This window comes from Enterococcus sp. DIV1328a (genome assembly GCF_050536905.1).
Taxonomy (GTDB): domain Bacteria; phylum Bacillota; class Bacilli; order Lactobacillales; family Enterococcaceae; genus Enterococcus; species Enterococcus faecalis.
The window spans coordinates 2,142,189-2,163,697 of the sequence record NZ_CP172912.1 but is presented as its reverse complement, the minus strand read 5'-3'; the positions used below and the strand labels follow the sequence as shown (position 1 = coordinate 2,163,697).

21 protein-coding genes are annotated in these 21,509 nt (G+C 37.8%); 15 read left to right on the top strand and 6 right to left on the bottom strand.

The window, feature by feature from the left end; translation table 11 throughout:
• Positions 1 to 34: 34 nt before the first annotated feature.
• Positions 35 to 664, bottom strand: a complete 630-nt coding sequence (gene cutC / locus IGL93_RS10325; protein ID WP_010776049.1) for a copper homeostasis protein CutC — start codon at positions 662 to 664, stop codon at positions 35 to 37.
• Between the two features lie 129 nt (positions 665 to 793).
• On the opposite strand from cutC, the gene IGL93_RS10320 reads away from it, so the two are divergent.
• From IGL93_RS10320 to recD2, 4 genes are all read left to right on the top strand, one after another.
• Complete coding sequence (locus tag IGL93_RS10320) at positions 794 to 1,639, top strand: methyltransferase domain-containing protein (RefSeq protein WP_010776048.1); 846 nt, start codon at positions 794 to 796, stop codon at positions 1,637 to 1,639.
• A gap of 312 nt (positions 1,640 to 1,951) precedes the next feature.
• Positions 1,952 to 2,458, top strand: a complete 507-nt coding sequence (gene trmL / locus IGL93_RS10315; RefSeq protein WP_002356493.1) for a tRNA (uridine(34)/cytosine(34)/5-carboxymethylaminomethyluridine(34)-2'-O)-methyltransferase TrmL — start codon at positions 1,952 to 1,954, stop codon at positions 2,456 to 2,458.
• A 216-nt stretch (positions 2,459 to 2,674) separates the two neighbouring features.
• Positions 2,675 to 3,319, top strand: a complete 645-nt coding sequence (locus IGL93_RS10310; protein WP_002365042.1) for a histidine phosphatase family protein — start codon at positions 2,675 to 2,677, stop codon at positions 3,317 to 3,319.
• A gap of 26 nt (positions 3,320 to 3,345) precedes the next feature.
• Complete coding sequence (recD2, locus tag IGL93_RS10305) at positions 3,346 to 5,955, top strand: SF1B family DNA helicase RecD2 (RefSeq protein ID WP_010713160.1); 2,610 nt, start codon at positions 3,346 to 3,348, stop codon at positions 5,953 to 5,955.
• Positions 5,956 to 6,021: 66 nt separating this feature from the next.
• Here the strand turns inward: recD2 and IGL93_RS10300 are convergent, their stop codons facing one another.
• Positions 6,022 to 6,981: a diacylglycerol/lipid kinase family protein gene (locus IGL93_RS10300; protein WP_002356498.1), complete on the bottom strand. Its 960-nt coding sequence runs from the start codon at positions 6,979 to 6,981 to the stop codon at positions 6,022 to 6,024.
• Positions 6,982 to 7,243: 262 nt separating this feature from the next.
• Between IGL93_RS10300 and IGL93_RS10295 the strand changes: the two genes are divergently transcribed.
• Positions 7,244 to 7,750, top strand: a complete 507-nt coding sequence (locus IGL93_RS10295; RefSeq protein WP_002356499.1) for a QueT transporter family protein — start codon at positions 7,244 to 7,246, stop codon at positions 7,748 to 7,750.
• A 237-nt stretch (positions 7,751 to 7,987) separates the two neighbouring features.
• Positions 7,988 to 9,193 carry an aminoacyltransferase gene (locus IGL93_RS10290; RefSeq protein WP_002385715.1) on the top strand — a complete coding sequence of 402 codons (1,206 nt, stop codon included), beginning with the start codon at positions 7,988 to 7,990 and terminating at the stop codon, positions 9,191 to 9,193.
• A gap of 55 nt (positions 9,194 to 9,248) precedes the next feature.
• Here IGL93_RS10290 and IGL93_RS10285 read toward each other — a convergent pair whose 3' ends face one another.
• The 4 genes from IGL93_RS10285 to IGL93_RS10270 are packed head-to-tail and all read right to left on the bottom strand — an operon-like array spanning position 9,249 to position 12,220.
• On the bottom strand, positions 9,249 to 9,884 hold the full coding sequence (locus IGL93_RS10285; protein WP_002356501.1) for an ECF transporter S component: 636 nt from the start codon (positions 9,882 to 9,884) through the stop codon (positions 9,249 to 9,251).
• Between the two features lie 3 nt (positions 9,885 to 9,887).
• The gene (gene coaC, locus IGL93_RS10280) at positions 9,888 to 10,442 is read right to left on the bottom strand and encodes a phosphopantothenoylcysteine decarboxylase (protein ID WP_002359573.1); all 555 of its coding nucleotides are present in this window, start codon (positions 10,440 to 10,442) and stop codon (positions 9,888 to 9,890) included.
• Positions 10,439 to 11,212, bottom strand: a complete 774-nt coding sequence (gene coaB, locus IGL93_RS10275; RefSeq protein ID WP_010776047.1) for a phosphopantothenate--cysteine ligase — start codon at positions 11,210 to 11,212, stop codon at positions 10,439 to 10,441. Before coaB ends, coaC begins: the two co-directional genes overlap by 4 nt.
• 15 nt (positions 11,213 to 11,227) lie before the next feature.
• Positions 11,228 to 12,220 carry a YhdH/YhfP family quinone oxidoreductase gene (locus IGL93_RS10270; protein ID WP_010707222.1) on the bottom strand — a complete coding sequence of 331 codons (993 nt, stop codon included), beginning with the start codon at positions 12,218 to 12,220 and terminating at the stop codon, positions 11,228 to 11,230.
• A 263-nt stretch (positions 12,221 to 12,483) separates the two neighbouring features.
• Between IGL93_RS10270 and IGL93_RS10265 the strand changes: the two genes are divergently transcribed.
• From IGL93_RS10265 to IGL93_RS10225, 9 genes are all read left to right on the top strand, one after another.
• Positions 12,484 to 13,026 (top strand): helix-turn-helix domain-containing protein, encoded by a 543-nt coding sequence (locus IGL93_RS10265; RefSeq protein WP_002356507.1) that lies wholly within the window; start codon positions 12,484 to 12,486, stop codon positions 13,024 to 13,026.
• A 25-nt stretch (positions 13,027 to 13,051) separates the two neighbouring features.
• Positions 13,052 to 14,137, top strand: a complete 1,086-nt coding sequence (locus IGL93_RS10260) for an ABC transporter ATP-binding protein (protein ID WP_002356508.1) — start codon at positions 13,052 to 13,054, stop codon at positions 14,135 to 14,137.
• 18 nt (positions 14,138 to 14,155) lie between these two features.
• Positions 14,156 to 14,962 (top strand): ABC transporter permease, encoded by an 807-nt coding sequence (locus IGL93_RS10255; protein ID WP_002356510.1) that lies wholly within the window; start codon positions 14,156 to 14,158, stop codon positions 14,960 to 14,962.
• Positions 14,962 to 15,798: an ABC transporter permease gene (locus IGL93_RS10250; RefSeq protein ID WP_002356512.1), complete on the top strand. Its 837-nt coding sequence runs from the start codon at positions 14,962 to 14,964 to the stop codon at positions 15,796 to 15,798. The genes IGL93_RS10255 and IGL93_RS10250 overlap by 1 nt, the downstream gene beginning before the upstream one ends.
• Positions 15,795 to 16,868, top strand: coding sequence for an ABC transporter substrate-binding protein (locus IGL93_RS10245; RefSeq protein ID WP_002359578.1), 1,074 nt, complete (start codon positions 15,795 to 15,797; stop codon positions 16,866 to 16,868). Before IGL93_RS10250 ends, IGL93_RS10245 begins: the two co-directional genes overlap by 4 nt.
• Positions 16,869 to 17,018: 150 nt before the next feature.
• The gene (locus IGL93_RS10240; RefSeq protein ID WP_010776045.1) at positions 17,019 to 17,702 is read left to right on the top strand and encodes a TVP38/TMEM64 family protein; all 684 of its coding nucleotides are present in this window, start codon (positions 17,019 to 17,021) and stop codon (positions 17,700 to 17,702) included.
• Between the two features lie 109 nt (positions 17,703 to 17,811).
• Entirely contained in the window at positions 17,812 to 19,104 is a 1,293-nt protein-coding gene (locus IGL93_RS10235; protein WP_002370504.1) for a GntP family permease, read from the top strand.
• A 21-nt stretch (positions 19,105 to 19,125) separates the two neighbouring features.
• On the top strand, positions 19,126 to 20,274 hold the full coding sequence (locus IGL93_RS10230) for a glycerate kinase (RefSeq protein ID WP_002367172.1): 1,149 nt from the start codon (positions 19,126 to 19,128) through the stop codon (positions 20,272 to 20,274).
• A 141-nt stretch (positions 20,275 to 20,415) separates the two neighbouring features.
• A complete protein-coding gene (locus IGL93_RS10225) occupies positions 20,416 to 21,429 on the top strand; it encodes a CdaR family transcriptional regulator (protein WP_002356518.1) in 1,014 nt (337 codons plus the stop codon).
• The last annotated feature ends 80 nt before the right edge of the window (positions 21,430 to 21,509 follow it).

Below are 21,509 nucleotides of genomic sequence, written 5' to 3'. Positions count from 1 at the left end.
ACGATGGCTACCTCACTTTTTTAGATACAAGAAATTAAACAATTTTTGTGCCATGGACTTCTGTGACTTTTAAAGTGTCCATCACAGTTTGAACGTTTTCTGTGGAAATACCGCCACCTGGTAAAATAAGAATCCGTTGATCTGCGTAGGCAATTAATTCTTTTAAATGATCAAAGTTGTCTTCGATAGGGGTACCAGCTGGCCCGCCATGAGTTAAAATACGCGTCACACCACGCTCAGCTAACCAGTCGATCGCCTTAAATTGGTTTTCTTTCGACAAGGCATCAAAAGCCATATGGAAAGTGATTTGCAAGCCTTCAGCTGTTTCAATGAATAAGTCCAAAGCTTCTTCATCTAACCAGCCGTCCTCAGTTAAACAGCCAATAACAATGCCGTCGGTTCCTAATTTCTTTGCTTCGATTAAATCGGTATGCATAATTTTTAATTCAATATCATTATAGACAAAATTGCCGCCACGAGGACGAATGATTGTCATCACTGGTACAGAATTTTCGCCAGCGTATGCTAAGACTTCTTCAATAACACCAGTACTTGGCGTCGTTCCACCCACGGCTAAGTTATCGCATAATTCGATGCGATTCGCACCTTTTTGAATGGCTTGGGGAATCTTAGTGAAATTTTCGGCACAGAATTCTTTAATCATTTCTTATCGCTCCTTGCTTTTTCTTCACAGGCATTGTACCATAATTCTGCTTACTACCATAGCCCTGAAAAAAAGAGTGCAACTTTTTATAAGAGAAAATGTTCATTTGATGAACGTAAGGAGTTTTAAATGTTAAAGAAAATTGAACGAGCACAACAATTATTGAAAAAAGAAGCAGCTGTATTTCGCTGTCCAACTTGTCATCAACCAATGCATGTAGAAGGGGTTGGTCTGATTTGTCAACAGAGGCATCAATTTGATTTATCCAAGAAAGGCACGTTATACTTTCTAAATCATGGCGTTCAGACAGAATATAATAAAAAAATGTTTACTTCTCGAGGAAAAATGATTCAAAGTGGCATGTACGCGCCTGTTTTAAACAAAATTATGCACTATCTTCCTCAAAATAAAACAGTAGTCGATGTTGGTTGTGGTGAAGGGAGTTTTCTAGCTGAGTTAAGTCAAGCAGGCTTATCTGGACTGAAAATCGGGTTTGATTTATCAAAGGAAGGAATCTATTTAGCAAGTAATCAGCCAATTGATGCGTTTTGGTGTGTGGCGGATTTAACGAATTTGCCATTTGCGAATGAAGGGCTTGATACGATTTTGAATATTTTTTCTCCTTCACATTATCAAGAATTTCGGCGAGTACTAAAAGCTGACGGGACTGTGATTAAAATTATTCCTGAAGAGAATTATTTAAAGGAATTACGAGCGGCTTTTTATCCCAATGACGAAAAGAAACAAAGTTATTCCAATCAAAAAGTAGTCCAACGTTTTGCCGAGGAATTAGCTGTGGAAGTAGATGAACGAATAACTTATTGCTTTGACATTCCCGAGGAAAGACGGTTGGATTTATTAGAAATGTCGCCATTAGAGTGGCAAGTTTCTCAAAAAGTTAAAGCCGAGCTACAACAGCGACCATTGGAAAAAATCACGATTGACGTCCGCTTGTTAGTAGGTCGTAAAAGATAGACTTTTTTGTGAAGAAAATCCTAAAAAAGTCTTGCAATAAAGTGACATTGGTGTTATATTACTTACAAGTTGTTTTTTCATTGGTTTTTATCAGGGTCCTGTTCTGATAAAAGTTAGTGAAGAGACCTTCACTAACGTAACGACTCGCCGTGCTAGACACCGAGACGGTACGTTTTTTTTATTGGTTAGAATAGCTGCCGCCTGACATCATCGCGTCATGCGGTTTTTTTTTGAAAATAAGTATTGTGGGCGCTATTTATTTTGAATTTATGCTAAAATGAACACGATTGATATTTGAGGAGCTGAAGATAGTTGACGAACCATATTGTTTTATTTGAACCACAAATTCCAGCAAATACTGGAAATATTGCACGGACATGTGCAGCGACGAATACACCGTTGCATTTAATCGAACCTTTAGGATTTTCAACAGATGATAAACACTTAAAACGTGCCGGATTAGATTATTGGAATGATGTAAATATTACGTATCATAAAGATTTGGCTGCCTTTTTAGCCCATGTGGCAGGCAAACACTTGCATTTAGTAACCAAATTTGCTCACCAAACATACAGCGAGGTCAATTATAATGATGGCGAGGACCATTATTTCCTTTTTGGAAAAGAAACAACGGGCTTACCAGAAACGTTTATGCGAGAAAACGAAGAAAAGTGTATCCGAATTCCTATGAATGATGAACATGTGCGCTCGTTGAATCTTTCTAACACTGCCGCACTAATTGTTTATGAAGCCTTACGTCAGCAAAATTTTCCGAACTTAGAACTGACGCATCATTATGAAAATGATAAATTGGATTAAAAAAAGTTAAGACAGTAGCGCTTTTTTCAAAAATGTCAGAAGAAAGTGGTTTTATTTTTACTGTTGGCCAATTTCCAAGCCTAGAACAAAAAACAATTTAGATTTTTGTTCTAGGCTTATTTTGCTTGGATTACTAGAAACTTCCATGGATATTTTCGCAGGGAAGTGATAAACTAGAAAGACATATGAAGAGATAAAGAAGTTTGGAGAAGTTACATGAAATTATATTTTACACGACATGGAAAAACTGAATGGAATCAACAGAAACGATTTCAAGGAATGACAGGAGATTCGCCGTTATTACCAACTAGTTATGATGAAATTAAACAATTAGGCCAATATTTACAAGATATTCCGTTTGAAAAAATTTATTCTAGTCCGCTATTACGTGCCAAAAATACTGCGCGGGGAATTCAACAAGAATTGAATCGTCCAGTTGAAATTGTTTATACAGATAGCTTAAAAGAATTAGGTTTAGGTCGTTTAGAAGGACAATATATTGAAGAAATGCGTAATTTTTATGGAGAAGAATTAGATCATTTACGGCATCGTTTAGATTTGTATGATCCAACAATTTTTGATGGTGAACCAATCGAGCAAGCGATTCAACGGATTTCAGAAACAGTTGCTGAAGCGGCGAAGCAGCACGAAGGTCCAGTTCTATTTGTCGGACACGGAGCAGCGCTGACGGCGGCAATCCAAGCGATGGCTGGTAAACCATTATCAGAATTACGGACAATGGGCGGGCTGTTAAACAATAGCCTTTCAATCCTTGAAACCAAAGAGGCATCAAGGAACATGCCGTACGACTTAACGTTATGGAATGATACGTCTTTTTTAGCTAAAGAAAAAGCACAATAAGCGCACAACAGAAAGGAGGGCTTGTAGTGGTAACACTTTTTGGTGAGGACGAAGAAAAAGCCTTTATTGTTGGGACTGTACAAGCAATCTTTTTTGAAAATCCCAGTAATTTTTATAAAGTCGTTCTTGTAAATGTGACCGATACAAATACAGATTATTTAGAAAAAGAAATTGTAGTAACTGGAAGTTTTGGCCAAGTTCAAGAAGAGGAACCCTACCGTTTCTTTGGTCATTTTGTGGACCATCCTCGTTATGGCAGACAGTTTCAGGTGGATAGTTATCAGCAAGAAAGACCGACTTCGGCTAGTGGGGTGGTTAACTATTTATCAAGTGACAAATTTCCTGGCATTGGTAAACGAACCGCTGAAAAAATTGTTGAAGTATTAGGGGAAAGTGCGATTGACCGAATTATTGATGACCCGAGTGTTTTGGAAGAAGTTACTGTTTTAAATGAAAAAAAACGTCAAGTAATCGTCGAAACAATTCGTTTGAATCACGGGATGGAGCAAGTGATTGTGGGACTAAATCGATACGGCTTCGGTAGTCAGTTAGCTTTTTCAATTTATCAAACGTATCAAGAAGAAACCCTTTCTGTGATTCAAGAAAATCCCTATCAGTTAGTTGAAGATATTGAGGGAGTCGGATTTAAACGAGCGGACAATATTGCTGAACAAATCGGCATTCAGGCGGATTCTGCTGTTCGAATTCGAGCGGCGATTTTACATGAAGTGTTTGAACACTCCATTCGCTCAGGCAATACGTATGTTCAAGCAGATGTTTTGTTAGAAGAAGCGATTCGGACCTTGGAAGCAAGTCGCCCAGTGGAAATCTCACCTGATCAAGTGGCCAATGAAATCATTACGTTAGTCGAACATGGAAAAATCCAACAAGAAGAGACTAAACTTTTTGAGAACAGTCTCTATTTTTCTGAATGGGGCATTGGTACTTCGATTCAGCGTTTACTTTCTCGTAAAAAAGAAATTCATTACGAGGAAGAAGAAGTCCAAAAAAATATCCGAATGATTGAGAAACGTTTAAATATTCAGTATGGCGACTCGCAACAAGCAGCGATTGAAGAAGCGATTAAATCGCCGTTATTTATTTTAACTGGAGGGCCCGGAACAGGGAAAACAACTGTTATTAATGGGATTGTCTCGTTGTTTGCGGAACTAAATGGTCTTTCATTAGATCTCAAAGACTACACGCAGGAGATGTTTCCAATCTTGCTAGCGGCGCCAACTGGGCGAGCAGCGAAACGCATGAACGAAACGACAGGTTTACCTGCAAGTACCATCCACCGTTTGTTAGGCTTGACAGGTCGTGAAAAAAATCCGAGTTTAACCGCCAAAGAATTAGAAGGCGGTTTGCTAATTGTAGATGAAATGTCAATGGTGGATACTTGGTTAGCCAATACGTTATTAAAAGCTATTCCGACAAACATGCAAGTGATTTTTGTTGGTGATAAGGATCAGCTACCGTCTGTCGGTCCAGGTCAAGTCTTACATGACTTATTGCAAATTAACGAAATTCCCAAATGTGAGTTAAACGAAATTTATCGTCAAGGAGACGGTTCAAGTATTATTCCTCTTGCCCATGAAATTAAAGAAGGAAAGTTGCCTGCTGATTTTCAAAAAAATCAAAAGGATCGCTCGTTCTTTGCAAGTGATATTGGTCATATCGAAGAATACATTCGACAAATCGTCACAAAGGCAAAAGCAAAAGGGTTTACGCCACAAGATATCCAAGTTTTAGCGCCAATGTATCGTGGCGCAGCCGGCATTGATGCCTTGAATAAGATGATGCAAGAAATCTTCAATCCAAATGATGGTAAGAAAAAAGAAGTCAAATGGAATGACACCGTCTATCGGATTGGGGACAAAGTTTTGCAACTAGTCAATACGCCAGAATTAAATGTGTTCAATGGAGATATGGGAGAAATCGTCGGAATTACTTTAGCCAAAGACTCAGAGGACAAAGTGGACGAGTTGGTTTTACAGTTTGATAATAATGAAGTAACGTATAAAAGAAATGAATGGAATAAAATTACGTTATCCTATTGTTGTTCGATTCATAAAGCGCAAGGTAGTGAATTCCGCATGGTGTTACTGCCAATGGTTCATCAGTATAGCCGAATGCTGCAACGAAATTTGCTGTATACAGCAGTGACACGTAGTAAAGAATTATTAATTCTATTAGGTGAGGTTTCTGCTTTTGAAACATGTGTCAAAAACGAATCGGCTAGTCGCATGACGATGCTAAAAGAACGAATCGTGAACGCAGAACAAATGACCTTAACGACTAGAACTCAGTTAGAAGCCTATGAAGAAGGTTTAACGGCAGACCATCCATTTACTGAAAAAGAAACAAAAGCTGTCTCTTATGAAAATGAACAGCAATCAACGAAAGCCGATCAGATAAAAGAAACAGACGAGCAATTAGTTGACACAACGGTACAAGAAGTTTCACTATTTGCTGATGAAGGGGAAGAGTCAACCCCAGAAACAGCAAAGAAAGCGACAAAAGTTGTCGAAGAACCATTACCAAAAGAACCACGACTAACAGTCGAAATTATTCAAACAAATGCTGTTGATCCAATGATTGGAATGAAGGATACGACGCCTTATCAATTTATGTGAGAAAAGGAAAGAGTGCCATAAGTCGTTTTGACTTATGGCACTCTTTTTCAACCTTAAGGGACTCAGTTAAAACCAAAACAAACGTTTTTGTGTGGTATAAACCATATCAATACTTCGTTTGCCTAAAATCTCGCCATCTGCGTGAATGGTTTGTGGAATCGTCGAAACAATTCGAATTTTGCTTGATTGAAAATGATGAAAATGCTTAGATTTCCCTTGTTTTTGGCGAAGCAATAGGAAAATAAGCCACAAAATTTTAAAAATATTGATTCGTTCCACGACAACTAAGTCCACGACTGCTTTGCGAGGATTGGCCGTCGGCATAATTGATACGCCCCCGCCAAAATAAGGATGATTTGTGACCGTACATAGGAAAGCACGATTAAATGTGTATTGTTTACCATTCATTTCAACTAAAATTGGAAAGCCTTTTTGTTTAAAAAAGACATGAATGATTGAAGAAATATAGGAAAGCGAGCCAAGCTTAAATTTATTTAAGGCTTTTTTTGATGACGATTCGTTGGTTTTTTCCACGATTGCCGCATCTAACCCTAAGCCAACATTATTGGTGGCTAAGCCGATTTCTTCTTGGTTGGCTTCTACATAATGAATCGTTTGAATTTCTTTTGGTCGTCTGGTGCGCAGGATTTGATGCAATGCTTTATCAATATTCCTTGATAATCCCACCCCTCGTGCAAAATCATTTCCAGAGCCGCATGGAATATAGCTTAAAGGAATAGCTGAATCATATGGAAGTAATGAATTAATGACATTATGTAGTGTGCCATCGCCGCCTAGCACGACTAGGATTGGAAAAGTTGAAACGTCTAAGTCTTCAGACCAAGGAAGTAAAGTTGTTTCTGCAAGTTCCTTCGTCAATTCTTTTTCATGTCCAGCGTAATCAGTGTAAAGAGCCGTATATTTAAGTTCTTGTTGCTTGAGTTGTTGAATCACTTTTCTAGCGACTTTTCGGCCATTGCCGCTACTTGCTTGCTCGTTGATAATAAGATAGTAGTGAATGTTCATTGAGCTCCTCCTTTGAATCGCTATTGTCCATTATACCAGAGGGAGGAACTTCTGCGAATAAAGATTGCTTAAAAAAGTAAAAAATGACTAGAAAAAGGTACGAAACAATGCACGAGAGGTGAAAACTGCAAATAAGTGCAAAGTAAAACAGGGCTTTCATTGACTATTTTGACTTTCCATATTAGAATGTGAACTGTTGCAATTGTAACCAAGGTTCATCAACCATCCCTTGTAAAAAAACTCGGAGAAAGAAGGAAAAAGTATGCAAAATTCGTTTCAAGCCAATCGAAAGCTAAGAACAGTCTTAGCCAATGGTATCATTATGGGCTTATATATTGTCCTCTCTTTATTGGTTCGGCCAGTTTCTTCTGGTATGATTCAATTTAGAATTTCAGAAAGTTTGAATCACCTAGTCGTTTTCAATCGCAAATTGATGTGGGGTGTTTTAGGCGGCGTTATCTTTTTTAACTTATTTTTTGGTTTCGGTGTAATGGATGCTCTGTTTGGTGGAGCGCAAACATTATTTGCGTTGAGCTTAACAGCTTTTTTACAAAAAAAGGTACCAAGTATTCCTGTTAGAATGTGTCTAAATAGTCTATTTTTTACTGTAAGTATGTTTTTTATTGCCTTTATGCTAGTACCAAGTGGCGGTCAAGCATTTTGGACAACTTATGGTTGGTTAGCATTAAGTGAAGCGATTATTATGACGATTTCAGCACCAATCATGTATTTTATCAACAAGTCATTAAAATTTGAAACACGTATTTAATTGAAAAGATGTGGATAGAAATGATTCATCCTTTGAATGGCAGTGAAGAAAAGTGTCGTTGCTATTAGTGAACTAAGTGGTAGAATGAACTGTTTCTACCTCGTCTTTTTTACATAAAGAATAAGATCTACATTTTTTCTAAAAATTTTCATGTAAAACTTTACTAGTCTGTTGGAATACACTATGATAGTGTAAGATAAACGGACTATTGGAAAGTCACAGCAGAGGAGTTTGAACATGTACACATTTAAAATCGGTATTCCGGCAGAAGTACACGATACATTTGTTAAAAATCACCCATTATGTAATTTACTACAGTCATCTTCATGGGCAAAAGTCAAGGATAACTGGGGTTCTGAAATTGTTGGGGTTTATGAAAAGGATACATTAGTCGCATCAAGTTTAGTTTTAATCAAACCATTACCAGCCGGTTTTACGATGTTATATACACCAAGAGGTCCAGTAATGGACTATACAAATGAACGTTTGGTCAGCTACTTTATGGCTGAATTGAAAAAATTTGGCAAGAAAAAACGAGCTTTATTTATAAAAATGGATCCAGCGGTTCATTATCAAGATTTCCATTTGGGAGAAGAACATCAACCGCATGCTGAAGCGACAGCTATTATTGAGACCTTGAAAAAAGCAGGGGCCAAATATCAAGGACTGACAATGGATATGGGGGCCACCATCCAGCCCCGCTTCCAAGCGAATATTTATCGTGAAGATTTTAGTGAGGAACAATTGTCAAAAAGTACCAAGAAAATGATTAAAACAGCTGAAAAAAAAGGGGTCGTTGTGCAGCAAGGGCATGTTGACTTTGTTGATGAATTTGAAAAAGTCATTCAATCAACCATGGAACGCCAACATATTTCTTTGCGGAATAGTGATTACTTTAAGAAGCTGTTGAACATTTATCCAGAAGACTCCTTTATTATGCTGGCGCAAGTCAATTTAAAGGAACGCTTAGATAGCACGCGACAACGCTATGATAAAAATCAAAAAGACTTGAGTAATTTGAAAGAAAATCAAGTGAAAAAGCGCCATAATTTAGAAGAATTAGATGCTTCCTTGACTCGGGAACTAAAAGAATTAGAAGAAAATATCGCAGAAGCTGGTGAAATTGTAACGGTTGCTGGCGCCTTGGCTGTGACATTTGGTCCAACAAGTGAAATCCTTTATGCTGGCTTAGATGATCGTTATAAACGCTACATGCCAACATATGTGACTTGGCGAGATGCCATTCAAGAATGTTTTAACCGTGGCTGCGAAAGCTGTAATATGGGCGGCTTAGAAGGTAGTTTAAATGATGGCTTAATTAAGTTTAAAGCGAACTTCAACCCAACGATTAATGAATTTATTGGGGAATTCGATTTACCGGTTAATAAATTATTATTTAAAGCCAGTGAATATGCCTATAAATTACGAAAACAAAAAAAATAAATAAGAACCACAGGGACTAAAAATCAAACTTGATTTTTAGTCCCTGTGTTTTTTTCTATAGTTTTTGCGTTGCATTCCGTTTCATTAAGCGAAGCAAAACGCTAGCAATTGCTGAAGCAGCTACACCAGCAACAAGAGCTTCTGGCACACCAGAACTGAAAATCGTCGCAATAATAGCTAGGTAAACAGCAGTTCCAGCTTTACCAATAATTTCAGCATAAGCTGAATTAAAAAGAAAATAAATCATGTTCATGACTAAAATGGTATTCGTTGCTGAGCCTAAAACACCAGCCACAAATAAGGAGACAGGTTGCGCTTTTTCCTTCGTTAATTTATTTAGCCATTTGTAAGCGAAATAAGGAACGACCCCAATTAAAATCCGCGGAATTAGCACAATTAAAAGAGCCTTCCAACTACCGTGATCGGTACCGATCACGGGAATAAATGGAGAAAAAACAAACGACAAAGGTGTTGGTGCTGTCGTATTTTTAATTAAGCTAATGATCCCAAACGTGCCGCCCAACATACTACCGATTTTTGGCCCTAAAACAATGGAACCAATAATTACAGGAATATGCATCGTGGTCGAATTTAAAGGACCTAATGTGATAAATCCTAGCGGGGTTAAAGCCAGTAAAAGTAAGATAGCTAAGAACATTGCTGTTAACGTAAATTTTTTCGTGTTATTCATAAATTACTCCTTGTTATCAGATGCTAAAATTTTCATCACTGTTTGAAGGATATCTTCAACAGTGGCAAGTGCGCCACGACCATAATCGCCACAAGCTAATAGAGCTTCACGTGGGATTATTTCTTGATAGCCGACTTCTTTTAAAATGCCAATATTTCGTTGGACAATGGGGTTTTGGTACATATACGTATTCATCGCGGGCGCAATAATTTTTGGTGTTTCAGGATAAAGCGCCAAAGCAACTGTTGATAATAAGTCGTCGGCAATCCCATGGGCTAATTTCCCAATTGTATTGGCCGAAGCAGGTGCTACTAAAAATAAATCCGCTTTTTTAGCTAACTCAATGTGATTAATTTTACTGGGATCAATTTCCATCATGACATCCGTATGCACTGGATTCTTAGAAAGTGATTGTAAGGTCAGCGGAGTGATGAACGCTGTGCTGCTTTTAGTCATTAAAATTTCCACATTGTAGCCAAGCTTAGCTAGTTGACTTGTAATATCTGCTGCTTTATATGCAGAAATGCTGCCAGAGACGCCTAATAAAATAGTTTTCATTGTTGTTCTCTCCATTTCTTTTCAACATTTTTAACGATCATTGAACCAATCCCTTGTTTTGAACAAGCTTCTTGGACAATGCCCGTTTCGTTAATTAATAATCCTTCGTGTTCTGTTTCATGAACGTTCATCAAGTCATTGGCTAAGACAAAGTCACACCGATTTTTAACCAAAGCGGCTTGTGCAACCTGGACAAGTTCTTCTTGTGAAACGTCGACAAGTAATTTAAAGCCCACTAAAACAGTTTGGGGTTGCTTGTCACGAATCATTTGGATGACTTTAGGATTTTTCTTTAGAAAAATTAATAATCGGTCCGTATCAGATGAAATTTTTGTTGCTGTTTGAGGAATATCAGCAATCTGATTCAATGTGTTTTGAACGATAGTTGCCAAGGCTTCTTTGGTCTTTGGCAATGTTTGTTCGCTTAATTGTTGAGCAAAAGAATCAATAAATTGTTCTTCCGTTTGCGCGGTTTCCGTCGTAAAATCACTGACTGCCATTGCGTGAACAATCGCATCAAATTGCTTTTCAGCAAAGAGTTGTTCTAACGTAGTGGCTAATTCAACCGTTGTTTCTATTTCTTTAATTGATAAGTCCAATTGTTGGGTTGGACGTAATGCATGTTTGGTTGTTACGTAGGTTACGGTGTGTCCCGCAGCTAAAAAACTTTCAGCAATTGCTTTTCCTAGTCCGCCAGAAGAATGATTGGTAATCGAACGAACATTATCAATCGGTTCTGACGTTCCGCCAGCAGTAACTAAAACATCCATAATCAAAACGCCTCCTTAAGAAATTCGGACAATGGTCCGTCCAATATGTTGGCCTGCTTGTAATGCTTCAAAAACAGGGGGAAGTTCTTCTAAAGTAATCTCTTGATACACAGCTTTTTCAGTGATGTCTAAATCAGTGGCAAGACGTTGCCAGACTATTTTTCGTTTGTCCATACCAACATTAACCGAATCAATGCCCAATAAATGAACGCCCCGTAAAATAAAGGGTAAAACGGTTGTCTCTAATGTAATTCCAGCAGCGCGGCCACAAATGGCTGAACGGCCATCATAACGAAGTTGTGGTAAAACAGCAGAAGTAATTTCCCCACCAGTGGTATCAATTGCAAAAGCAAAACGCTGTTTCATCAATGCTTTAACAGGAGTTGCTAAGAAATCTTCTACTAATAAGCATTCACTAACACCTAACTCTTTTAAAAGCTCAAAAGAATCTGGCTTTCTAGTTAATGCAGTGATTGAAGTGTAGCCTAATTGATGCAACATCGCAATAGACAATGTCGCAACACCGCCTGTCGCACCAGTTACAACGATGGGGGCTTCTTTGTCGTCGCGTAAGCCATCGTCTTCTAAAGCTGTGACAGATAATCCGGCCGTAAAGCCAGCAGTTCCGAAAATCATTGCTTCTTTGAGACTCATTTTTTCAGGAAGTGGAACTACCCAATCGCCAGGAACACGCACATATTCAGAATAACCACCAGTATGACTAACCCCTAATTGATAGCCTGTTACGATCACTTTATCGCCTTCTTTGAAACGAGGATCTTCCGATGTGACAACAGTGCCACTGACATCAATTCCTGGAATCATTGGATAATTGCGAATCACACCGCCGTCTTTTTTTGAAGCTAAAGAGTCTTTAAAGTTAACTGAGGAGTAGGCTGCTTTGATTACTACAGTGCCTTCTGATAAATCGTCTAAAGTAATGGTTTCTAGTTGACCAATAACAGATGTATCTTGTTCTCTTAACGTAAATGCTTGAAATGAATTCATATAAAAACTCTCCTTCCAATTATGTAAAAAAGCAACTCGTCTTATTTTATCATATTCTGATTTTTTCGTATCATTTTTCTTCTTATAAACAGTAAGTTATACAGAAAAAAAAGATTGTGTGACAATTAGACTAGAAAAATAAAGAAAAATGGTTGAAATTTTTCAAAAAGTTCGTATACTAAAAAAGGTAAAACTAAACTGTAAGTTTAGTATTACAAAACTTTTGTTGAAAAGATTAGCTGAAAATAGAAACGAGGTGTGCCATGGAAATTGGTGAGAAGTTGAGAAATTTACGCATTCAGAAAAATTTAACACAAGAAGAATTAGGCGAAAGAACGGATTTATCCAAAGGCTATATTTCCCAATTGGAGCGGGATTTAAGCTCACCATCAATGGAAACATTTTTCTCAATTTTAGAAGTACTAGGCGTGACGCCAGAGCAGTTTTTTAGTCAGCAACCGCTTGAACAGAAAATTGTCTACAATGAAGAAGAAAGTACCCTCTATTATGATGAAGAACATGGCTATGAACTAAAATGGTTAATTCCAGCCTCAAATGAAAAAGAAATGGAACCTGTCATTATTACTTTTGATAAAAATGGCGAATACAAAACGTTTGAACCTTCTCTATCGGAAACATTTATTTATGTGATTGATGGCTCCATTCGTTTGACATTAGGGGAAGCCACGTATATTGCTAAAAAAGGTCAAACCATGTATTACCAAGCAACAGAACCTCACCAAATTAGCAACAATGGTCGAGGAAAAAGTCGTGCGTTAATTGTGGCGACAGAATCGTATTTATAAAGGACGAAATGGAGGAGTTTATCCAGTGAGAAACCATGTGATTTCATTTGAAAATGTTGTCAAACAATTTGACGATGAACCAGTATTAAAAAATGTCAGCTTTGAAATTGAAGAAGGAAAATTTTATACCTTATTAGGACCTTCAGGATGTGGTAAAACAACGATTTTGCGTATTATTGCGGGATTCAATGACGTGACTTCTGGCGATGTTTATTTTGATGGTAAAAGAATAAATGATGTACCTGCCAATAAACGCCAAGTCAATACCGTGTTTCAGGATTATGCTTTGTTTCCTCACATGAATGTTTTTGATAATGTTGCATTTGGTTTAAAAATCAAAAAACTATCCAAAGCAGAAATTGAAAAAAAAGTGAAAGAGGCATTACGTTTGGTTCAATTACCGGGCTACGAAACACGTGAAATTAGTGAAATGTCTGGGGGCCAACGTCAGCGGGTCGCAATTGCACGAGCGATTGTCAATGAGCCAAAAGTATTACTTTTAGATGAGCCGTTATCCGCTTTAGATTTGAAATTACGCACAGCGATGCAATATGAACTACGTGATTTACAACAACGTTTAGGAATTACTTTTATTTTTGTGACCCATGATCAAGAAGAAGCATTAGCGATGAGTGATGAAATTTTTGTCATGAATAAAGGTCATATCGTGCAAAGTGGCACACCAGTCGATATTTATGATGAACCGATTAATCACTTTGTTGCTGACTTTGTGGGGGAAAGTAATATTGTGGACGGCGTGATGCTGGAAGATAATTTAGTTTCATTTGTGGGCAAAAAGTTTGAATGTGTCGATGGCGGCATGCGGAAAAATGAACCTGTAGAAGTCGTTTTACGTCCAGAAGACTTAACGATTACCACGCTTGAAAAAGGCAAGCTAACTGTAACGGTGGACACGCAGTTATTCCGCGGCGTTCATTATGAAATTATTTGTTTTGATGAACAAGGAAACGAATGGATGGTGCATTCCACTCGAAAAGCCAAAGAAGGTGCTCAAGTAGGTCTCTCTTTTGAGCCAGAAGATATTCACGTGATGCGCTTCAATGAATCAGAAGAAGACTTTGATGCCCGTTTAGAAAGTTACGACGAGTAAACGAAAGGGGAAAATAAAATGAAAACAATGCGTCGAATTTATTCGATTCCCTATGTAATGTGGTTACTTTTATTCGTCATTGCGCCAGTGCTAATGATTATTTATCAATCATTTTTCGATATGAATGGCCAGTTTACCTTGGCGAATTACCAAACGTATTTTACATCAGGAACGTATTTAAGTATGACCATTAATTCGGTTTGGTATGCTTTTCTGATTACCATTTTTACGTTATTGGTAAGTTATCCTACGGCTTATTTTTTGACAAAGCTCAAGCATAAACAGTTGTGGTTAATGCTCGTTATTTTACCAACATGGGTGAATTTATTATTAAAAGCTTATGCCTTTATTGGGATTTTCAGTATTCATGGGAGTATCAATCAGTTTATGAGTTTTATGGGTTTGGGCACGCACCAGATTCTGTTTACAGATTTTAGTTTTTTATTTGTCGCGACGTATATTGAAATTCCATTTATGATTATGCCGATTTTTAATGCCTTAGAAGAGATGAATCCTTCATTGATTAGTGCTAGTCGGGACTTAGGAGCTAGCAGTGCGGAAACGTTCCGTCGTGTCATTTTTCCTCTCTCCCTAAACGGTGTGAAAAGTGGCGTTCAAGCTGTCTTTATTCCTTCGCTCTCGCTCTTTATGTTAACGCGTTTAATTGGCGGCAATCGGGTGATTACGTTGGGAACGGCGATTGAGGAACACTTCTTAGTAACGCAAAACTGGGGCATGGGTTCAACAATAGGTGTGATTTTAATTGTTGCCATGTTTATTGTGATGTTGCTGACGGGTGAGAAGAAGAAAGGGCGTGGCAAATAATGCAAAAGAAAAAGTTTAAATGGTCTTATGTGTATTTATTCGTTGTCTTTGCGCTACTGTACGCACCAATCTTTTATTTGATTTTTTATTCGTTTAACGACACGCAAACGATGAATCAGTTTACTGGTTTTACGTTAGATAATTATCGGAACGTTTTCGAAGACACACGCTTGTTAACCATTGTTCTGAATACGTTTTTGCTAGCTTTCTTATCGGCTTTAATAGCAACCATCATTGGAACATTTGGCGCGATGGGGATTTATTATACAAAACGTCGTAAAAACCGGAACACGTTGCTTAGCTTTAATAACATTTTACTCGTTTCACCAGATGTTATTATTGGAGCCAGTTTCTTAATTTTCTTCACAGCAGTAGGGTTTATCAGTTTAGGTTTTACAAGTGTATTATTGTCGCATATTGCCTTTAGTATTCCGATTGTTGTTTTAATGGTTTTACCAAAACTACAAGAGATGAACGATTCTATGGTAGATGCGGCACGGGATTTAGGGGCCAATAATGTTCAAGTGATTAAAAATATTATTTTGCCTTTTTTAGCGCCAGGAATTATTGCTGGCTACTTTATGGCCTTTACTTATTCGTTGGACGATTTTGCCGTAACATTCTTTGTGACAGGCAATGGTTTTTCAACATTATCTGTTGAAATTTATTCACGAGCACGTCAGGGAATTAGTTTAGAAATCAATGCCTTAAGTGCGTTAGTATTCCTATTCTCAATGATTCTAGTTGTCGGTTATTACTTTATCAGTAAAGACAATACGCCAAAACGTTTAAAGAAAATGCGTCGGGAACAAAGTGAGGTGGCCAAGTTAAAATGAAAAAATTACAGTCACTTTTTATTGGAATTATCGCTATTATTGTCATCTTGTTTTTTGGCGTGCGCCAATTGGAGAAAGCAAGTGGCATGGCAGGAGCAGATACCTTGACCATTTACAATTGGGGGGACTATATAGATCCGGCCTTGATTAAGAAATTTGAAAAAGAAACAGGTTATAAAGTCAATTACGAAACCTTTGATTCTAATGAAGCCATGTATACAAAAATTCAGCAAGGTGGTACAGCCTATGATATTGCCATTCCTTCTGAATATATGATTCAAAAAATGATGAAAGCAAAGATGCTTTTACCACTTGATCACAGCAAATTAAAAGGCTTAGAAAACATTGATGCACGCTTTTTAGATCAATCCTTTGATCCCAAAAATAAGTTTTCCGTTCCGTACTTCTGGGGCACGTTGGGGATTATTTATAATGATAAATTTATTGACGGTCGTCAGATCCAACATTGGGATGATTTATGGCGCCCGGAATTAAAAAATAATGTCATGCTGATTGATGGTGCTCGGGAAGTGTTAGGATTATCTTTGAACAGTTTAGGCTATTCGTTAAACAGTAAAAACGACCAACAATTACGTCAGGCTACCGATAAGTTAAACCGATTAACGAACAATGTCAAAGCAATTGTTGCCGATGAAATCAAAATGTACATGGCTAATGAAGAAAGTGCAGTTGCTGTAACTTTCTCTGGTGAAGCTGCTGAAATGCTAGAAAACAATGAACATCTACATTATGTGATTCCCAGTGAAGGCTCTAATCTCTGGTTTGATAACATTGTGATGCCTAAGACAGCCAAAAATAAAGACGGCGCCTATGCATTTATGAACTTTATGTTACGACCAGAAAATGCAGCACAAAATGCAGAATATATTGGTTATTCCACACCAAATAAAGAAGCTAAAAAACTATTACCAAAAGAAGTTGCCGAAGATAAACAATTTTATCCAGATGATGAAACCATCAAACATTTAGAAGTTTACCAAGATTTAGGTCAAGAATACTTAGGAATTTATAACGATCTGTTCTTGGAGTTTAAGATGTATCGGAAATAAAAAAAAGTACCTTCGTAACTTTCGAGCCGCCCCTAAAAGTTAGATTTTTAGTCTAACTTTTAGGGGCGGCTTTTATTCATACAAGCTTCTAATTGAGGCACGAAGAAACCTGTGCTACACTTTGTATAAAGCATAAAAGGAGCAAAGAAAATGAAGAGGAAAGCAATCCGAATACTACTAATCAGTAGCGGGCTTATTTTAATCCTGCTGGTAGGTTACCGTTTGTATCTAGAATATCAAACAGATATTCAATTATTTTTGAATCCTAAAGCCAGTAAGACACAATTATTAGAGCGAATTCGTTCACATGGTTTTTCAGCAGCGCTATTGTTAGTTTTTTTGACCGCGATCATGTGTGCAGTACCAGGGATTCCAACCTCGGTAATTGGTGTGATTGCAGGATTGAGTTTTGGTCCATTTAGTGGCACACTCATTAATGTTTTAGGGAATAGTTTGGGAAATTTAGTTGCAATCTTTTTGATGCATCATATAAAATTTTTAGATAAAAAAACGGAGACCAATCATTGGGTCCAGTCCATTCGACGGATGAAGCATCCAAAAATTGGGATTATGGTGGGCTACATGATTCCAATTATTCCTTCTTCTGTGATTAATTTTGCTGCGGATACTATGCAGTTGTCATTAAAAAATTTAATAGCCGCGATAGTCGTTGGTGTGATTCCTTCCTCAATACTTTACGCATGTGGAGGCGAAGCGCTATTTCATGGATATAATAAAACGGCAGTATTGTTAATTGTGAGTGTTCTTTTGTTCGTTGGCTTGGTGGTCATTATTGAGAAAGATAGAAAAAGATTTCAAAAAACTGTTCTTTAAGAACGGTTTTTTTGTGCATTTGAACAATAAATCCTGTTAAATTTACAATTTTAAAAAGAAAGGACTTTGATAGAATGAAAGCGTAAACAATTTAAGGAGCTGATTTTGAATGCCAGATATTACAATATCTTGGGTTGCTGCAATTTTAGGATTAGTTGTAGCGATAGTATTAATTTTGAAAAAATTTAATCCTGTGTATTCCTTGTTTTTTGGTGCAATTGTTGGTTGTCTTATTGGAGGCGCTTCCCTGTCAGACACAGTCGCTGTTCTATTAAACGGAACACAAAGTATTATGGGAACCGCAATCCGTGTCTTAGCAGCCGGCATGTTGGCGGGTGTGATGATGGAATCTGGTGCGGCAGAATCAATTGCCAACGCCATTGTACAAAAGCTTGGCGAGAAAAAAGCTATTTTATCTTTGGCATTATCCACAATGGTAATTACAGCAGTGGGCGTATTCATTCCTGTTGCAGTGTTGATTGTTGCCCCGATTGCTCTATCCGTTGGGAAAAGTACGGGTATCAGTAAGTTATCATTATTGATTGCCTTATCAGGTGGCGGCAAAGCGGGTAATATTATTTCGCCTAATCCAAATACTATTGCAGCGGCGAACGGCTTTAATTTACCTTTAAGTGACGTTATGATTGCTGGTTTTATTCCAGCCGTATTTGGCTTAATTACGGCTGTTGTTCTTGCAAATATCATGAGAAGTAAAGGATCAATGGTCAAAGAAACGGATCTTGTAGAGGAACAAACAAAAGAATTATTACCTTTGAAAAAGGCGTTAATCGCGCCAGTGTTAGCGATTGTCTTATTATTACTTAATCCGATTGGCGCCGTTTTAAATATTTCTTTCATCAAAAGTTTGAATATTGATGCTCTGTATATTTTGCCGTTCGCTTCAGTTGTTGGGACAATTGCGATTGGGCAAACAAAACAACTGGCCTTTTATGCATCTTCTGGCTTGAAGAGAGTAACCGATACCGTTTTAATTTTAATTGGTGCAGGTGCAATTGCTGGATTAATTTCTGTTTCTGATTTATCAACACAAATTGTCCACTTAATTTCTGTTATGGGAATTTCTGGAACCTTCTTGGCACCGATTTCTGGTATTTTAATGGGCTTAGCAGTTGGTTCAACATCCACAGCGGTTATTTTAGCGACAGGTTCTTTTGGACCAGCGATTTTAGATATGGGCACATCTTCACTTTCAGCAGCAGTCATGGTGCATACTGGGGCAACTGTGATTGATAGTGTTCCTCAAGGCAATTATTTCCATATTACGGCACAAAGTATGAATATGACGATTAAAGAAAGAATTCGAGTGATTCCTTATGAAATGTGTGTCGGTGGGGTAATGACGATTGTTGCAACCATTTTATATGGCTTTATTTTAAACTAGTTGGAAAGTAGGCGCGAAAAGATGACGAAAAAATTTGTTTTGGCTCCAGACTCATTTAAAGAAAGTATGAGTGCAAAAGAAGCCTGTCTGGCAATGGAAAAAGGGATTTTAGCTGTATTTAAAGATGCAGACATTCAACACGTCCCGATGGCAGACGGCGGGGAAGGAACGGTGGATTCCTTAGTGGATGCAACAGGAGGCACAAGAGTACCAGTGCGTGTGGCAGGACCGCTTCCTGATCAAATCGTTGAAACCTATTACGGCTTATTAGGTGACCAAGAAACGGTGGTCATTGAAATGGCGAAAGCCAACGGAATTGAATTGGTCAAAGCAGCAGAACGTAATCCCTTGATCACTTCTACTTATGGTACAGGAGAAATGATTCAACATGCGCTCAATCATGGGGCAAAAAAAATCATTATCGGCATTGGTGGTAGCGTGACAAATGATGGGGGTGCAGGTATGATTCAGGCACTTGGTGCGCGTTTGTTAGACAAGGAAGGGCAAGAATTGACACGTGGCGGTGGTGCATTAGATAAACTGGCGCAGATCGATTTAACACAGTTTGATCAACGTATTTTTGCTACCGAAGTTCTAGTAGCAAGTGATGTGAATAACCCACTAACAGGGCCAACAGGGGCGTCTCATGTCTTTGGCCCGCAAAAAGGTGCGACAGAAGAAATGGTGGCTCAATTAGATAAAAACTTAGCCCATTATGCAGCGATCATCAAAAAAGAGATCGGCATTGATGTTGAGATGATGCCAGGCGCAGGAGCTGCTGGTGGTTTGGGTGCAGGGTTACTAGCATTCACAAAAGCTCAGTTACGCCCAGGAATTGATATTGTCGTAGAAGTGAATCAATTAGAAGAAAAAATAAAAGCCGCTGATTATGTCTTTACTGGTGAAGGCGGGATGGATTTTCAAACAAAATTCGGCAAAGCCCCTTATGGCGTCTCACGTTTGGCCAAGAAGTATCAAAAACCGGTTTTCGCTTGTGCTGGCTATATCGGCAAAGATGTGGATGTCCTCTATGAAGAAGGGATGACGGCTATTTTTGGAATTTTGGCCAAAGCCGAACCATTGGAAGCAGCATTGAAAAATGGACCAGTTAACTTAGAAAGAACCGTTGAAAATATTGCTCGTACATTACAGCTGGTGCCTTGTGACTAAGAACTAACCATGGTATCATCAGTAATGAAAGCTGAAATAAAAATGTTCAGTCGTTGATCTGAAGAATTAAGCGTTTGGGACATAAGTCATTGCGGCTTATGTCCCAAACGCTACTCGCTTTTTAGAAAGTTGGCGATAGCAATGTTAAAATTAGACAAAATCCAAGCAAATAAAATTGTTGAAAAGTTGATGGCAGATATTCCTTATAACATCAATATTATGGATGAACGAGGAAAAATTATTGCGAGTGGAGATTCTGCTCGAATTGGGGAGCGCCATCGTGGCGCAGAAAGAGCCATCAATGAACGAAAAAATATTGAAATTTATAAAGATACTTCTTTAGAGAAAAAAGGCACCAATGAACCGATTATTTTGAATGATCACATTTTAGGTGTCGTAGGCATTTCAGGAGAACCAGACGAGGTGCGCAAATTTACCAAGCTTGTGCGCTCGATTGTTCTTTTACTGACAGAAGAATTAAATACACAACAAGAACGCGAAAAAAAGAAGAAACAAAAAAATCAGTTTATCCAGCACTTAATGCATGTTGATTCTGCTTACTCAGAAGCCTTAAAACTTGAAGCGTTGGAACTATATAACCTTCAATTAGATGACCAGAATCATTGTGTACTGACCAAGGACAAGCGCTTATTATCCAGTTATTATCCTGGCCATGAAATATTTGAATGGGAAAATTGTTATCTGGTGATTACTTCTGAACCACCTCAGATAACAAAGCCAGTAACAGAATACCTTGTAATAAGTTCGGAAAAAGCCACGATTCAACAAATGGTCCAAGAGGCACAAAACACGTATTTACTTCTATCGTTTCTCCAATTAGAAAAGGCTAAGTTTTACCAAGCAGAAGATTTTTTCATTCAAGGAATTTTTAATTTTCCTTTTCATATTGAATTGGATTTTTTTGAAACCATCCAGACGATTTATGATGAATACTATGAAACCGTTATTTTTTTCGCCAATCATAACTTAAACATCAATGAAACCTCACAAGTATTACATATCCATCGAAATACATTGAATTACCGCTTGAAACGAATTCATGAATTGACGGGGATGGATCCAAAAGTTTGGCAAGATTTTTGGAAATTGTTCTATTATTTTGCCTATTGCTTTAAAGAACGTTTTGAAAAGTAGTGAGGAGCAGGAATGCTTGTTTGTTAAGCAAGTGTCAGCATATTTTTCGCCAGAATCAAAAATATCTTTTATAATAATTG